General features: G+C 51.8%; 15 protein-coding genes. 12 read left to right on the forward strand and 3 right to left on the reverse strand.

Annotated elements, in window-relative coordinates:
* The 12 genes from DBR24_RS12055 to DBR24_RS12115 form a co-directional block, all read left to right on the forward strand.
* Nucleotides 1-270, forward strand: a 270-nt coding sequence (locus DBR24_RS12055) for a hypothetical protein (RefSeq protein ID WP_146189024.1), incomplete at its 5' end; no start/stop codon positions are given.
* On the forward strand, nucleotides 267-4,916 hold the full coding sequence (locus DBR24_RS12060) for an RHS repeat-associated core domain-containing protein (protein WP_256591420.1): 4,650 nt from the start codon (nucleotides 267-269) through the stop codon (nucleotides 4,914-4,916). The genes DBR24_RS12055 and DBR24_RS12060, both read left to right, overlap by 4 nt.
* Nucleotides 4,913-5,230, forward strand: a complete 318-nt coding sequence (locus DBR24_RS12065; RefSeq protein ID WP_128614859.1) for a hypothetical protein — start codon at nucleotides 4,913-4,915, stop codon at nucleotides 5,228-5,230. Before DBR24_RS12060 ends, DBR24_RS12065 begins: the two co-directional genes overlap by 4 nt.
* Before the next feature lie 289 nt (nucleotides 5,231-5,519).
* Nucleotides 5,520-5,783 (forward strand): PAAR domain-containing protein, encoded by a 264-nt coding sequence (locus DBR24_RS12070; protein ID WP_128614860.1) that lies wholly within the window; start codon nucleotides 5,520-5,522, stop codon nucleotides 5,781-5,783.
* 136 nt (nucleotides 5,784-5,919) lie between these two features.
* Entirely contained in the window at nucleotides 5,920-6,915 is a 996-nt protein-coding gene (locus DBR24_RS12075; RefSeq protein WP_128614861.1) for an ankyrin repeat domain-containing protein, read from the forward strand.
* Between the two features lie 53 nt (nucleotides 6,916-6,968).
* A complete protein-coding gene (locus DBR24_RS12080) occupies nucleotides 6,969-7,364 on the forward strand; it encodes a hypothetical protein (protein ID WP_128614862.1) in 396 nt (131 codons plus the stop codon).
* A gap of 268 nt (nucleotides 7,365-7,632) precedes the next feature.
* Nucleotides 7,633-7,995: a DUF2314 domain-containing protein gene (locus DBR24_RS12085; protein ID WP_128614863.1), complete on the forward strand. Its 363-nt coding sequence runs from the start codon at nucleotides 7,633-7,635 to the stop codon at nucleotides 7,993-7,995.
* A 358-nt stretch (nucleotides 7,996-8,353) separates the two neighbouring features.
* A complete protein-coding gene (locus DBR24_RS12090; protein ID WP_128614864.1) occupies nucleotides 8,354-8,971 on the forward strand; it encodes an Imm43 family immunity protein in 618 nt (205 codons plus the stop codon).
* Between the two features lie 179 nt (nucleotides 8,972-9,150).
* Complete coding sequence (locus DBR24_RS12095) at nucleotides 9,151-9,765, forward strand: Imm43 family immunity protein (protein WP_128614865.1); 615 nt, start codon at nucleotides 9,151-9,153, stop codon at nucleotides 9,763-9,765.
* Between the two features lie 69 nt (nucleotides 9,766-9,834).
* On the forward strand, nucleotides 9,835-10,173 hold the full coding sequence (locus DBR24_RS12100) for a hypothetical protein (protein WP_256591421.1): 339 nt from the start codon (nucleotides 9,835-9,837) through the stop codon (nucleotides 10,171-10,173).
* Nucleotides 10,174-10,178: 5 nt separating this feature from the next.
* Entirely contained in the window at nucleotides 10,179-10,643 is a 465-nt protein-coding gene (locus tag DBR24_RS12105; protein ID WP_128614866.1) for a DUF4265 domain-containing protein, read from the forward strand.
* Between the two features lie 415 nt (nucleotides 10,644-11,058).
* Complete coding sequence (locus tag DBR24_RS12115; protein WP_128614860.1) at nucleotides 11,059-11,322, forward strand: PAAR domain-containing protein; 264 nt, start codon at nucleotides 11,059-11,061, stop codon at nucleotides 11,320-11,322.
* Between the two features lie 303 nt (nucleotides 11,323-11,625).
* Here DBR24_RS12115 and DBR24_RS12120 read toward each other — a convergent pair whose 3' ends face one another.
* From DBR24_RS12120 to DBR24_RS12130, 3 genes are all read right to left on the reverse strand, one after another.
* Nucleotides 11,626-12,579: an HBL/NHE enterotoxin family protein gene (locus tag DBR24_RS12120; protein WP_128614867.1), complete on the reverse strand. Its 954-nt coding sequence runs from the start codon at nucleotides 12,577-12,579 to the stop codon at nucleotides 11,626-11,628.
* Nucleotides 12,580-12,646: 67 nt separating this feature from the next.
* Nucleotides 12,647-13,750 carry an HBL/NHE enterotoxin family protein gene (locus tag DBR24_RS12125; protein ID WP_128614868.1) on the reverse strand — a complete coding sequence of 368 codons (1,104 nt, stop codon included), beginning with the start codon at nucleotides 13,748-13,750 and terminating at the stop codon, nucleotides 12,647-12,649.
* Between the two features lie 626 nt (nucleotides 13,751-14,376).
* On the reverse strand, nucleotides 14,377-14,508 hold the full coding sequence (locus DBR24_RS12130) for a DUF2256 domain-containing protein (RefSeq protein WP_128614869.1): 132 nt from the start codon (nucleotides 14,506-14,508) through the stop codon (nucleotides 14,377-14,379).
* Nucleotides 14,509-14,525 lie beyond the last annotated feature (17 nt).

Raw genomic sequence — 14,525 nt, forward strand, 5'->3', positions numbered from 1 at the left:
ATGCTGGAGAAGGGCAAGGAAATGGCACAAACAGGGATGAGTGCGATGCAGACCGCGCAGGGCGCAATGCAAACGGCTCATCAGGTGAAAGGCGCCGTGCAGGGCGGAGTAGCCGGACTGCCGAAACTGGCGAGCGCGGCGATGCCGAGTGCGTCGAGCATCCTCGGCGCCGCGAGCAAGGGCGGCCGATTGCCGACGCTTCCCGCACCAACGCTGCCAAAACCTTCCTTGAAAACCCCGGGCCTGTTGGCGGGTGAGATGCTGTCATGACCACTGAAATCGTAAAACGTGAAGCTCAGGTTGCCATCGTTCCACTGAACTCCATCGACATCCAGGACGTCGCCAGCAGCGCGGCGACCTTCGATGCCTGGCTGCAATCGGCAAGCGGTGGCGTGGTCACCCTCGACCGGATCAAGAACGTCGCCGGTGCCTTGCCCGTGGTGGGCAACATTATGGCGCTGGTCGATGCGTTGGGTGACATCGTTACCCTGTCCAAAGCGCAGAAACGCGACCTGCTGGCGTGGGCCAGTCTGGGCATCAACCTGATCGGTGTGCTGCCACTGCCACCCGCCATGGCGGCGGCACGCATGACCTTGCGCCCGACCCTGTTCTTGGTGCGCCAAGAGATGAAGGCCACCAGCAAAATGCTTCTCAGTGCATCTGTGATCGAGGTTCTGGTCGGTCACTTGAACGCCTCTATCATCGGCACCCTCGACGACTTTGTTGAACAGGCCAAAGGCAAGTTGCCCGGGATTCTCGCGGACGCTGGCAAGCTGGGCGAAGACGTTATTAACGAGATCGCCAAAGGTCTCGAAACCGTTGCTAACGGTAAGCTCGACGCCAAGGGGGACGTCCAGGCCGCCAGTCAACAGATCAGCGCGGCGGGGGATCAGTTACTGAACGACCCTCTCGCGGCAATTGGCAACATTTTCGGGGCTACCGCGAGTGCTTATAAAGCGGCTGGCAAGGGGCTGGCCAACAGCGCGGCCGATCATCTGCTACCCGACGAGATCAAAAAACAGGTTGCTACCGAGACCGCAAAACTGCGCGCCATGGGCCCGGAACTGCGTACCCAGTTGAGCAAGTTGGACGACGAATCGGTTCAGAACTCTATTGGTTGGTTGCTGCTGATTTTGTCCAGTGCAGTCACTCTTTGGCGTAAGCGAAATGCTCACGGCCAAGGTGCAGGAGTCAAGCCAGATCAAACCAGTCGGGCCCAGCACACTGCCTCCGAAGGTGGTCTGGGAGCAACGAGTCAACAGGCTGCGGTGACTCAAGCTCCCAACCCGAAGAAAAACTGCGCCTACTCCAGCACCCGTCACAGCATCAACTTTGCCCTAGGTTCGGAAAGCATCAGCCATACCGATTTCAGCTTGCCCGGGGCTTTCCCGGTCGTGTGGATGCGTACCTACAATTCACGTTTGGGTGCATACGAGCAAAGCGAACTCGGCGCCCGCTGGATCAACGAATTCACCACACGTTTCGACTGCGTGGAAGATGGCCTGACCTTCTACGGCGCCGATGGCCGCTATCACAGCTATCCGTTGCCCAAAGTTGGGCTGTTTCACTACGACGCCATCGAAAACATCACCCTGGTTCGTGCCAGCGAAGATCAGATATCGCTGTGCCGTGGTTTCGAACGCAAGGAAACCTACGTCCGCCGTGGCCAGCGCTATGTGCTGACTCACATCTCGTTGCGTAACGGCGCCGGGATCATGCTGCACTACGAGCATCGCCACGGCGAACAGTCGGTGCTTTCGGATCTGATCACCTATCAGGAAAACGACATCAGCAAGGTGCACCTGCACCTCGGCACGCTGATCGACGATCACGGCCGGTTGACCGGCCTGTGGCAAATCGTTGACGGCGAACCGCTACGGCAACTCTGCGCCTACCAGTACGACGCCTATGGCGACCTGATTCAGGCGCAGGATGAGAACGGCTCGGTCTGGTCGTATCAGTTCCAGCATCACCTGATCACCCGCTATACCGACCGTACCGGCCGCGGTATGAACCTGGAGTGGGACGGCCCCGGTGCCAAGGCCAAAGCCATCCGAGAATGGGCCGATGACGGCAGCTTCGATACGCGTCTGGAGTGGGATGAAAACATTCGTCTGACCTACGTCACCGATGCTCTTGGCAACGAGACCTGGCATTACTACGACATTCTTGGCTACACCTATCGCATTCGCCATGCCGACGAGCGCTCGGAGTGGTTCTTCCGCGACGACGCGAAAAACATCGTGCGTCACGTGCATGCGGACGGCAGTACAGATCGCTACAGCTACGATGAGCGCAGCAACCTGCTCGAACACATCCGCGCCGATCACACCGTCATGCATTACGCGTACGATGATCAGGACATGCTGATCAAGATCAGTGACGCCGAGGGCGGGCAGTGGCAACGGGTTTATGACGATCAGGGCAATCAAGTCGAAGCCATTGATCCATTGGGCAACAAGACCGAATACGCTTACAACAAGGCAGGCCAACCAACGGCGATCAAAGACGCCAATGGCAATGAAAAAACGTTGGACTACAACGACGCCGGTCAGCTGGTGGAATACGTCGACTGCTCGGGTAAAACCAGCGCTTGGGAACACAACGAGCTGGGGCAGATGGTCTGTTTCACCGATGCTGCCGGGAACAGCACTGAGTACGAATACAGAGCAGGGCAGTTGGTGTTGATCAAGCACCCAGACAAAACCGAGGAGCGCTTTGAACGCGATGCCGAAGGTCGGTTGTTGGCGCATGTTGACGGCCTAGATCGCTGCACCATGTGGAGTTACACCGGCGCCGGTTTGATCGCCGAACGGGTGGATGCCGCCGAACAAACCCTGCGCTACCGCTGGGATCGTCTAGGTCAACTGTTGGCCTTGGAAAACGAAAACGAGCAGCGCGCGCATTTTCATTACGACCCTGTGGGCCGTCTGCTAGAAGAAAGCGGGTTTGACGGCCGTACGACACGCTATCAGTACAACGCTGAAACCGGTCGCCTGGCGCAGGTGATCAATGGCGAACGTGTGATTTCGCTGAGCTTCGATCCGATGGGACGCCTGACTGAGCGTCGGGCGAGTTTGGGCGACCAGCTGCAAAGCGAGACTTTTGCCTACGATGGCAACGGTAATATGGTGCTGGCCAACAACGCGGTCAGCCGACTGCAATGGTTCCACGACCCGGCCGGCAATCTGCTGCGCGAGCACCAACACTACCTCGGCCTGGAAAAACCTGCGGTCGCGATCTGGCAGCACGAGTACGACGTGCTCAATCAGCGTGTTGGCACTATTCGCCCAGATGGTCACCGAGTCAGTTGGTTGACTTATGGCAGCGGCCATCTGCTAGGCATGCGTCTGGACGAGCATGAACTGATCGGCTACGAGCGCGACGACTTGCACCGCGAAGTCGCCCGCCATCAAGGCAATCGTCTGCTGCAAACCCAGAACTGGGATCCTGCCGGACGCTTGCAGGAACAGTTGCTGGGGCGCAGCGACGACAAGTCCACGCAGCTCAAACGCGAGTACAAATACGACGCCGCCGGCCAACTGACCGGCATCAACGATAGCCGTCGCGGTGCGCTCGCCTATCGCTACGATCCAGTCGGCCGACTGCTCAGCGCCGCGACACGTCAAGGGGTGGAAACCTTCGCCTTCGACCCGGCGGGCAACCTGCTCGACGACAATGCGACGGAAGTTCGCCGCCCGCTGGATCTGACACCGACGCGCAGCAAACTGCTAGATAACCTGCTTCGTGAGTACGCCGGCACTCACTACGACTATGACGAACGTGGCAACCAGATCCAGCGCTGGCAAAACGGTCAGTGTACCGATCTGCAGTGGGACTTGTTTGACCGGCTGGTGCATTTCGAAGACCTACGCCTCGCCGTCGATTTCGCTTATGACGCTCTGGGCCGACGCCTGCACAAAAACTCCCGCGCCCACTACAAACAGCGTCCGGAGGCCGGCTCCCTATGGAATCGCAACGAACACGCGCGCAGACAGCGCGAGCTGGGCTGCGGCTTCACGCTCTATGGTTGGGATGGCGACAACCTCGCATGGGAAAGCAGCGCGGCGCAGAGCGATGGCGAACCGGGTCGCACGGTTCACTACATCTTCGAACCGGGCACCTTCGTCCCCGTCGCGCAGGCAGTGCGGCACGCACAGATCAACCTGATGGGCCAACTGGATTACAGCGGTGAGTACAGCATTGATGAGGATCCGTTGTGGAATCACAAGGCAACGGCATTACCGTTTAATGCGTTGGTCTGGTATCAATGCGATCACTTGGGTACACCGCAGGAGTTGACGGATTCACAAGGCAACATGGCCTGGACTGTGCAGTACAAGGCGTGGGGACAGGTAATGGAACAGCGCTCGGAGTGGGCGCGGCAACATGGCGTGATGAACCCGATACGGTTTCAGGGGCAATATCACGATCATGAAACCGGTCTTCATTACAACCGGTACCGATACTACGATCCTGAGGCGGGGCGTTTCATTTCGCAAGACCCAATTGGGTTGGCAGGTGGGCTGAACCTTTATCATTACGTACCTAACCCGTTGGAGTGGATTGACCCACTTGGCCTTTCCGCCTCTTCTGATCTACCTCGCATGAAAGGTACGAGCATTCCTCGCGCCGGTAAAACGTTGAACAGCGCCGGATTCTCGAAAACAAAAGACAATGGGGTCAATGAAACTTGGAAGCATGCAGACGGTTCAGAGGTCAGGGTTCACAAGTACGGAAACTTGAATGCCTGCCCTCACAAATCTGGTAATAATGCGCACATCCATAAACAGGATCCGTCCAAGCAACAGCTGGATGATGAAGGTAAAGTTTCTGCCGATCCAAATAAAACTCACATTGGCATTCGCAATCCGGCCAATTTACCTGCTGTTCGAGGGAGACCACACGGATCATGAGTTATGAATACAAATTAGTGTTTGGTGATAGCTCTACAGCCCAGCATGTCATCGATGAAGTCAAAGAGAGTAGTAGTTGTGTCCGCTCGCACAATGGTGATCTCTATCTAAAGGATCACTCGCTAAACAGCAGTGGAGATTACGATGCTCGTCTGATTTATGAAGATGAGAGATCTCTTTGGCTCCAAGTGAACTTCCAGTCAGCGGCACTATACGCTTTAATAAAGGCGGCACTTGACGGTAGAGATTTTAGGTGTTTTGAGGATGGTGACGAGGATGAAGAGGTTGATCTAAATGAAGCTTTCCGCGTCTAGATGGATCATTACTCATGGGGCAGTGGAATAGCCTGCCTGTTGGCGCTAATACGATTTTGATCCAAGCGGCTGATTTTGAATGACCCTCTGCAGCCTCTGCGATATCGAGCAAGGCCATCGCCTGAGGAGCATTCGGGTGGATCTATGGACTCCAGCAACTTGGGGCAAAATATCATCAACGCCAACAATAAAGTATCTATGTCTGCCAACAGGTGCAAAATTCATTATCGATACTCAAGGGTACGAAGACGTCTGGATGGCTGAGTAACTTGGTCAAAGGAGTGACAACATGAAAGACGCAATCCGCTTGGGCGACTCCACCACACACGGTGGCAAGGTGCTCGAAGCCTTCTCCCATACCGACCTCAACGGCAAACCTATTGCCGGGGTTGGTCACAAGGTCAGTTGCCCGTTATGCAAGGGGATTTTCCCAATTGCCGAGGGCAGTAGCACCTACACCGTCGATGGTGTGCCCATCGCGCTCGACGGTATGAAAACTGCTTGTGGTGCTGCGCTGATTGCCAGTGGCCCAAAAGGGGCGGTTGTCAGCTAAGTCCATATTTTGTGCATTGATTGCCTATCTCCATGGCGCGGACTCCTGTCGTCCGTTCCATGGTTGAAGCGCGAATGAAGTCGTTCTTTCGGCATTGTCTGAATGTAGATGCTTACTACCCAATCATGAGTTTTATATGCTGAAATCAAATTATGTTTTTAAGCGCCTGTGGATTGCATGTGTCGCAGGTGTTTGCTTCTGTAGCACGAACGTAGCGCAAGCGCAGCCAGTTGACGCCTATCAGAAACTGGATACTGCAGTGCTTCAATACGCGTATTCAAAAGAACAGAAAGACCTGGATAGCGTAAACAAACTGCTTGCAAACGGCGCGAAGCCTAACGCGCTTATTCTATGGCATGCAGCTTATTACAGGAACCCAGTGCTGGTAGATCGGCTTCTCGAGTTTCCTATCGATGTCAATCAACCAATCAGCGATAACGGTGAAACAATACTGTTATCCATATTGGGGCATATGGGTGATCCAGAAGACATGAAGGACTCAATGCCCATTGTGCAGAGCCTGATCAAAGCGGGTGCCGACACCAATGTGATTGCTCAAGGCGGAACCAATACGCCACTTATTGCCGCCGTGGGCATAGAAAATCCGTCGTCGGTCGAAGTGACAAAGTTACTGCTGCAGGCCGGTGCCGACGCCCGGATGCTGACGCCTCAAGGGTTTTCTCCATTGATCGGCAAAGGTGCGAACAATCTGGAATTGATCAAGCTGTTGATCGCTGCTGGTACCGATCCCTATGGCGTCAGCAAGGTGGGTTCTACACCGCTGCATTACGTTTGCGAGCGTGCATATGCACTGAACGATCAGCCGGATCCACAAGCTGCGCAGCGGATTGCCCTGCTGCACAAGGCTGGCACTTCCGTTGATGCTTTTGCTCCACAACAGCAGGCATGGCCTGTTGGCACGCCATTGCTGGAAAGTGCAATTCGTAGCAACCCGGATTGCACGAAGGCTTTGCTGGCTGCCGGCGCTGATAAAGATGCACCGGCTTTCCCCCCGGAATATGTAGCACAAGATCCGAGTGTTAAAGGTCAGACTGTCCGTCAAAACATACTCAAATCAGTAAAAGATGTACCGGATCTGTATTCCGAATCCATCATCACGTTGTTCCAGTAAAAACAATTAAGCCAAACAGAGCTCAATGCTCTCTGAAATTTAAAGGAATAAATATGAAGATCGCTTCTTTGATTCTCGCCATGGCTGCAGCTTTCGGTACCTGCTCTCTCGCCCACGCCGAAGGACAGGATGCCGCCACCCTGAAAGGGGTGTACGACAATGGTCGCAACATGTCAGGCCTGATTAAAAGCTGCGTCGACAAGGGGATCCTGAAAGCAGACAGCGCCGAGAACGCCAACAAGATGGTTGCATTCGTTGGCAACATGCCTGGTGATTTCGATAAGCGTGACGGCGATAAGAACGAAGAGTTTGGCCGTAAGGGGGAAGCGTTGGTCAACGGGGAATACAAGAGCTTGGAAAGCAATTTGCCGCCGAACCTCACTCTCAAACAATGGTGTGAGCAGGCTGATCAAGGTATGCGCCAAGGGCTGAAGCGTATGGGGCTCTAACCTAGACAGTCCAGCTTTGAATGACGCTCGCTGATCCCGAGCGTTTTTCGCTAGTCCAAAAACGTAGAGATTTTTGTCGCATGCCGCCTTACAAATTGCGGCAGGGGAGATGGCAACGTTTCTTCGGGCGGTGCCCGGCTGATTATGTGACGTTAGGATAGCTTCTGAAGTAAACGTCTGGGGTGCCCGAGGTATTACTGGCATAGCGCTGAGGAATGGGGCGTTAAGCCAGCTGGTTATAATCATAATATGAGCTTTTTGAGGGGTTATGGAAGCAACGTTAGCTGACATCAATAGAGATGGCTGGGAGTTGGACGACGCCGAAGCCATCCACAATGAATTCCCTACAAGCTTCTGGCTCCCACCGAGAGATGCTAGAAATAGCCTCCAAGCACAACAGCTTGTTAAGCTGATTTTTAGAATCGTTGCCACCGATGAGCGCGGAGCAGAAGAAGTCTGCGTCGAGCGCATGTGTGTTATCGTCAAGGGTCGAGTCGGAAATCTGTATATAGGGCAGCTCGATAACGCCCCTTATTGCACTGATAGGATTCAGGCTGGTATGGAAGTCTGCTTTCTGCCAAATCACGTTATCTATATTTATAACAGCGGCAACCATAGGGAAGGTTCGTAGGGAGTGCACGCACCTAGGTAGGCATACCCACTCGCACTCATTCGCCAGCGGTATCGGTAGGCGCATGAGCACGCCCTTCTAGTATGTGTACAGAATCAAGCCCAAGCCTGAGCCCAAGCGCTATGCGACAGCCCGCTGCACCTGAGCCACGAAACAAAACATCCTCACAGAAGCTCCCAGTCTATAAGCCAATGGTTGAAAATATGGTCGAAAAGTTCGTGATGACTATGATATCTGGCGATATCGATAAGGCACAGGCTCGCTCCCAGATTTCAGCAATCCAATCCAGACTAAGAGCGAGTTTGTCTGTGCCTGGAACAAAACAACGTAGAGTTCGATGAATAGGGAGTTGTGCGTCATGAATTATTATGTGCTTTCTCAAAAGGAAGACTCTGGCTGTCCTATAGGGATTATCTATGCGGATCTCTTCGATAAGTTTTACTCCGATACGAAGGGCGTTGAGTTTGGTTTTTTTCCATGGTATGCGCAAAAAGGGAAGCCGGGCCCGCGTACACCTTTCCCCGAAGGCTTGGTTTTGATCTCCAAGGAGAAATACTACGATTTTGATATTCGTAGTGTTTCCCGTTTTTTTTACGTTGTAAGTGATGAGTTTTTGGCTGCCTGTAATAGCCTTAATGTCAGTATAGTCGACAGTGTTGCAATCCAGGTTGTTTCCGAGACGGGCGAACGTATTTCTTCAAAAAAATACAACGCTGTATTGTTCGATGAGATGGACGTTCGGACAAAATGCGATCCAGCCTCTACGTTTGTCGAAGAAAATGGTAGGCCCATAAGATTCAAGAAATTAATTCTCCCTGATGATTGGAAGCTAGATGTTTTTAAATATAAGAGACTTGTTTCAGGTAGTGATAGCCTGATCTGCTCTCAGTTGTTCAAGGATTTGGCGACCGATTTCAAGGGCATTGAATTTACCCCGTTGGAAACAGTTGTCTGGTCTGGGATTCGACGAATTTGAAAGGTACAAATCCGGGTCGCCCATTGGATGAAAAAACAACTATTGTTAAATATTAATAAAAAAGCTGTCCAATAGACGCTGATGTGTATGTGCATATGTGATAGCTGATAAAAGTTTAACTGGGGTATTAAAGGCTGAGGCGACTGAGCCATCAACCATTATCGACGGTATTGAGCGACATGGAACATTACGTGCTCTCTCAGAAGGAAGAACCTGGTTGCCCGGCTGGCTTCTTACAGGCAGATCTCCACGATAAATTTTACTCAGATACCAAAGGTGTCGAGTATGGGTTTTTTTCGTGGTATGCGGAGAAGATCAATTACAAAACACACACACCCTATCCAGAAGGTATGGTGCTTATTTCTATAGATAAGTTCTATGACTTTGATATAAGAAGTGTCGCTCGATTTTACATTGTCAGTGATGATTTTATGTCTATTTGCAGCGATTTGGACGTCGTTGTGACTGACGCTGTGCCCATTAAGGTGGTTTCTAAAGATGGAGAAGCTATTTCATCCAAAAGCTACAATGCTGTACTTTTTGAAGAGCTGGATGCGCGCTCGGAGACCGATCCTGCTTCTACTTTCATAGAAGAGGATGGGTTGATTTTCAGGTTCAAGAAATTGATATTACCTCCCGACTTCAAGCGCGATCTGTTCAAATTCAAGGGGTTGATTTCAGGGAGTAATACGCTTATCTGCTCGCGTGAATTCAAAGAGCTTGCGAGAGATATTAAAGGAGTAAATTTTACGCCGTTGGAAAGCGTTCTTTGGTCGGCCATCAAGCCAATTTGAGCATGAGGGGGGACGCGTTTGCAATCATCAGTGAACCCTGGGCAGCTTGCTTACGGGCTGCGAGCCTACGTGAAGGTCAAGAAGCTCGTCATTACGATCAGCCAGCGTGATTCTCAGGCACTGCAACGCGATTTCGGGATTTCTACCGCAGTGGCTGACGAAATTTACGAAGCCATTGACCATTACTTTGATAGAGGTACAAAGATTTCAATGTGTCCCGAGATGGAGGCCTTTGTGTCGTGTACAAAGCAACGGCCGTTTGTTGATATTTACGAAGCAGACGATGGTGCGCTTGGGTTGGAATGTATCCTTTTTGCTGACGGAAAACCCAGCGAAGCGATACTCCATGTGGAGGTGTCGGAAACGGATTCGCAGCTTTCTCTTTATTATAAGTACATCGGTTCTTAAGCTTTATGCTGATTGAAGTATATGCAGGCACCAGAGACGAAGATCCAGTATTCGAGGAGCTCCCGGCTCGTCAGTTGGATACTGCAACCTATGAGCTGCTGTCCTCACCAGGTCTGGCGCTCAATATGGCCCGAGGAGATGTCATCTCTATCGAGGACAGAAACACTCATGCGGTAGTTCTTGAACGAGGCGGCAATTTCTGCATCCACATCTACGCCGACCATATCCCTGCTGAGGAGATTTTAGAGCTTGAAAGGGATGTCAGATGCGAGCTCGGTGGCACGCTGGATGGTGTGTTTGAGGGCAATCTTTCGTTGGCCGTACCTGCGGGCAACGGGATGGATAAGATCAATGAGTTTTTTGACCGGTTTCGCGATAGAACAGGGACACAATGGTACTACGCGAATATATACAAAAAACTCGATGACGATGATGACGAAACGTTGTTGAACTGGTGGCTCGAAAACTGACGATCCCGAGCCACCCATCGAATGGTATAGGATCGATAAGCAAGGAGTCGCTGTGAGCAAACAAAATCACAGATATCCCAGCGCTGTCCAGAGCGCGATATGCGAAAAACACGGGATGTCAGTGCTACCACCAGAGGACATGGTCGCTATCGCCATCGGGTCGCTGGGAAATACACCCATTTACGGCACACGCATTCGATTGCCGGATGGGGGGAATGTCAGCTGGTTCATTCACTGCGGCACGCATTCGACAGCGATAGATTTTTACCAGCCTATTTGTATTGAGCATTTACCCGAAATGCTACCGCTGGTTATGAAGTATCTATGTTTGCCCACGGGCGCAAAATTCATCATCGATATCCAAGGGTACGAAGACGTTTGGATGGCTGAGTATTTTGGTCAAAGGAGTGACAACATGAAAGACGCAATCCGCTTGGGCGACTCCACCACACACGGTGGCAAGGTGCTCGAAGCCTTCTCCCATACCGACCTCAACGGCAAACCTATTGCCGGGGTTGGTCACAAGGTCAGTTGCCCGTTATGCAAGGGGATTTTCCCAATTGCCGAGGGCAGTAGCACCTACACCGTCGATGGTGTGCCCATCGCGCTCGACGGTATGAAAACTGCTTGTGGTGCTGCGCTGATTGCCAGTGGCCCAAAAGGGGCGGTTGTCAGCTGAATCCATATTTTGTGAATTGTTTGCCTGTCTCCGTGGAGCGGATTCCTGTCGTATTCTGCGGCGCGGGACGCGCCCTACGCCACTTTCATGCCACTTCAGATTGTTGGCTGGTTCCTGCTATTACCGTGCGGGTTCTCCTCAGCAGTGCGAGTAAATAAGTCCCGCTTAGCCGTTCGGTAATCGCTCGCACTGCCTGTGATATGAAGCGTGCCTTTCGCTGCGATCGCGCCCCTTGTATCTATTAAACGGGGGGCATCAGCTTTCTATAAATATGTGATCTCCCTTATCTAGCGGAGCAGCTACTTATGTAAGTTGGCTTAGTTTTTCAGAAATGTCTCGCCAGTCAATAAGCGCTGCTTGCAATTGTGCGTTAGCGAAAGTACCAGCGCCGGGTGATGACTCTATTGCCCCTGTAAGTTGCCCAAGCTGACTTTGTAGTGCTTGGATCCCTGCCAGAATAGAGTTAATCCCTGCTCCCATTTGATTCACACCTGTGAGGTATGCATTCAGTGCAGGCAGCAACGCTTGAAGATAGTTCTCCTCTGCGAGCGTGTTCGCTTGATCCGATCTGATCTCATTCAGCTGATTGATCACGCCACCTAGATTCGAAGCGAGTGAATCGATTTCCTGGGCGAGTAATGCGGCCAGCGGCCCCATCAACCAATACCATTTAGCTCGACTTCGGGCATCGTCGAGCTTACTTTGAAGGTCATTGGCTTGGGTCTCAAGCATTGCTGACCTTGCTTGATCGTTTTGAATTCGTTGAGCAACTATTGCCGAGTCTCCATTTATATCTGACGAAACGTTAGCTAATTGACTAAGGTATTCGCCGATACTGTGTGTGACTACATTAACTGTTTGGCTAGGCCCAGATAGTTTCTGGATGATTTGATTCGTTAGGTTTGCCGCCGCTTGTTGAGCTCCCGGGTTGTTATCAGACATTGATTGGAATGCTTTCTGAAGAGTAGGTGCATCCGTTGAAATAAAACTATCGCCAAACTCTTTCAATTGTTGCATGGCCGCTAACAGGGAGGGCTTGTTGGCAGTGGGCCATTCATTGGCTAAAAGCTTGAGCGTACTGATATGCTGGTTTAACTGTGGAATGCTGTTGCTGCCTACATTGGGTAATTGGGTAATCTTGCTTGATAGAGTGTCTAGCAGGGATGTTACACTTAACACAACCATTGTGCCGGCATTGATCTCAGCGCTTCGAAACATTGATACTGTGCTAACGTCGATTCTTTGCATGAGAGTCATAATATTTCCCGTTTTTTCAATGAAGAAAATGCGTCGGCTTTAATTGCCGACGCAAACTTGTTCAGAGTTAGGCAGCCGCCGAGGTCGGGATGTTTTCGACGATGGATAGCGGAACTTGAGCCGGATTTATCATGTCCTGTACTTTGCGCGCTTGTGTAGCCATGTCATGCCAGTCCGAGCTAGCAGCGTTTAGTTGTGCAGAAAGGAAGGCGCTGTCGACATTGGTGCTATCTACTTGCTGGAGTAACGTATCGAAGTTCGTTATCAGCCCTTGCCAGGAAGCCTCCATCGCATTCAAAGCTGAGATGGCGGAAGCGATCTGAGTATTGAGCGATGTAAGCTGACCTTTTGCATGTGTCATCAGTGTAACTTCGGCTTGGTCTGCAGCCAGTTTTTCTGCGGCTTCTTTGTATTGCTTCATTTTGTCCGCGTAATCCACAGAGCCATAAATGGTAACCGCCACCCCGCCAGCAACGACTATGGCACCTGCTACGATCAGCCCCGTGGAAACACCACCAGATGGAATTTCAGCAAGAACGCCAACAGCGATCATCAGCCCACCTACGACAACCCCGACTGCACCTGAAGCAATCATTGTGAGGTCATTGTTCATTGCGCTCTGCAGAGAAGTCATTTGACTTTGCAACTGAGCAATTTCCCCGTTGTCGCCGATTAGTTTGATCGAAAGGGTATCGATGTCTGAGGCGAAGGCCACGAAGTCGGAAGAGAAGTTACTGCGGAAATTGTCCACAGCTTGGCAAGCCAAAGTGGAATTCGATTTTTGCGTTGTCGCTGCAGTTTTTAGAAGCTGTAGCCCTTCAATAATCGTTTGTTTTGATTTCGGATCAGTGTTGACAGTCGGCGCCGCGTTTAGCAAGGGAGTGAGATACGCATTGAATTGATTTGAAAAACCCACTACGCCACCAATACTGCCGATCAGTGCAGGTTGAATGGTACTGATCCAGGAATTCGCATGGTCGCGAGTCGTTTGCTGGTGCGTTGCCATCTCGGGCATGGCAGGTACGACCATATTCGGCTGTTGTAAGATCGCAGTGCAGCAGCTATTGACCAGTGCGCCAACGGAGGCTGTTTGGTTGATTGCAGCGCTGTGATCATCAGTAGGTAGGGTTGAGTTTACGAGAAGCGTGCGTATGGACTGTACGTTGGTCATCTTTCTTTCCTTGATAGAAATCAACGAAACGCAGGGGGAAGCTCATCGCTGAGGGCGGATAGCGTAGAACCGCAAGCACAAACCATCCCTGATTTCTTTGGCATTGCTGTTAGTGGCGAGTGCCTTTTTCGGCCCCCGCATGTGGGCTGGCATTTAGCCAGCTACGCAACACTAGATGCGATTTTTGAAACTCGCCAAAGTAACCGCCGAACGGTCACGTCAATGAACTATCTTGGTGATCGTAGTGATGCTCCTGACCGAAGTCCTGCACTGACCAGTGTCCTCTGCGGGACATACAGGGATGCTCAAGCATCCACCGTGGCTACTAATATTTTCAGAGCATCATCGCCTGATTACCTAGTATCTGATTGCACGTAAACGCCTAATAATCATCCTGTCCGTCCTTGAAAAGTCCTAGCCTGAAGCTGTACACGCACAGATCTGCGTTCCTTGTCATTGTGCTTAGGAGGATACCGAGCAACGCTTCGGGGGGATCACCGGCAACAAGCCCTAGCGGTCGTGCGAAGGCTTTCCGTCGAGAATGAACAGGGCATTTGAGGAGTATTGAAAGCTTTCGTAATCGCTTGCCATGTTGTACTGATGCCCTCCAAAGGGCTTTCTGCGGTTCAGTTTTTACTGCGCCGGCATCGCTCTGAGCAGTAACGCACATCCTCCCAGCAACGTGCCCACTTTTTCCTCCATGTGAAGGGAAGGCCGGAGGTCATGCAGGTTTTGACTGGCAGAGCACTCTTTTTCAAAATGACTCACCTTCATC

It is taken from the genome of Pseudomonas sp. HMWF006 (genome assembly GCF_003061205.1).
Classification (GTDB): domain Bacteria; phylum Pseudomonadota; class Gammaproteobacteria; order Pseudomonadales; family Pseudomonadaceae; genus Aquipseudomonas; species Aquipseudomonas monsensis.

Excerpts from the sequence above, each read along its gene's own strand:
- DBR24_RS12090 (WP_128614864.1), top strand. The coding sequence starts at position 8,354 with ATGAATTATTATGTGCTTTCTCAAAAGGAAGACTCTGGCTGTCCTATA.
- DBR24_RS12125 (WP_128614868.1), bottom strand. The coding sequence starts at position 13,750 with ATGACCAACGTACAGTCCATACGCACGCTTCTCGTAAACTCAACCCTA.
- DBR24_RS12120 (WP_128614867.1), bottom strand. The coding sequence starts at position 12,579 with ATGACTCTCATGCAAAGAATCGACGTTAGCACAGTATCAATGTTTCGA.
- DBR24_RS12065 (WP_128614859.1), top strand. The coding sequence starts at position 4,913 with ATGAGTTATGAATACAAATTAGTGTTTGGTGATAGCTCTACAGCCCAG.
- DBR24_RS12060 (WP_256591420.1), top strand. The coding sequence starts at position 267 with ATGACCACTGAAATCGTAAAACGTGAAGCTCAGGTTGCCATCGTTCCA.
- DBR24_RS12105 (WP_128614866.1), top strand. The coding sequence starts at position 10,179 with ATGCTGATTGAAGTATATGCAGGCACCAGAGACGAAGATCCAGTATTC.
- DBR24_RS12115 (WP_128614860.1), top strand. The coding sequence starts at position 11,059 with ATGAAAGACGCAATCCGCTTGGGCGACTCCACCACACACGGTGGCAAG.
- DBR24_RS12095 (WP_128614865.1), top strand. The coding sequence starts at position 9,151 with ATGGAACATTACGTGCTCTCTCAGAAGGAAGAACCTGGTTGCCCGGCT.
- DBR24_RS12075 (WP_128614861.1), top strand. The coding sequence starts at position 5,920 with ATGCTGAAATCAAATTATGTTTTTAAGCGCCTGTGGATTGCATGTGTC.
- DBR24_RS12085 (WP_128614863.1), top strand. The coding sequence starts at position 7,633 with ATGGAAGCAACGTTAGCTGACATCAATAGAGATGGCTGGGAGTTGGAC.
- DBR24_RS12080 (WP_128614862.1), top strand. The coding sequence starts at position 6,969 with ATGAAGATCGCTTCTTTGATTCTCGCCATGGCTGCAGCTTTCGGTACC.
- DBR24_RS12070 (WP_128614860.1), top strand. The coding sequence starts at position 5,520 with ATGAAAGACGCAATCCGCTTGGGCGACTCCACCACACACGGTGGCAAG.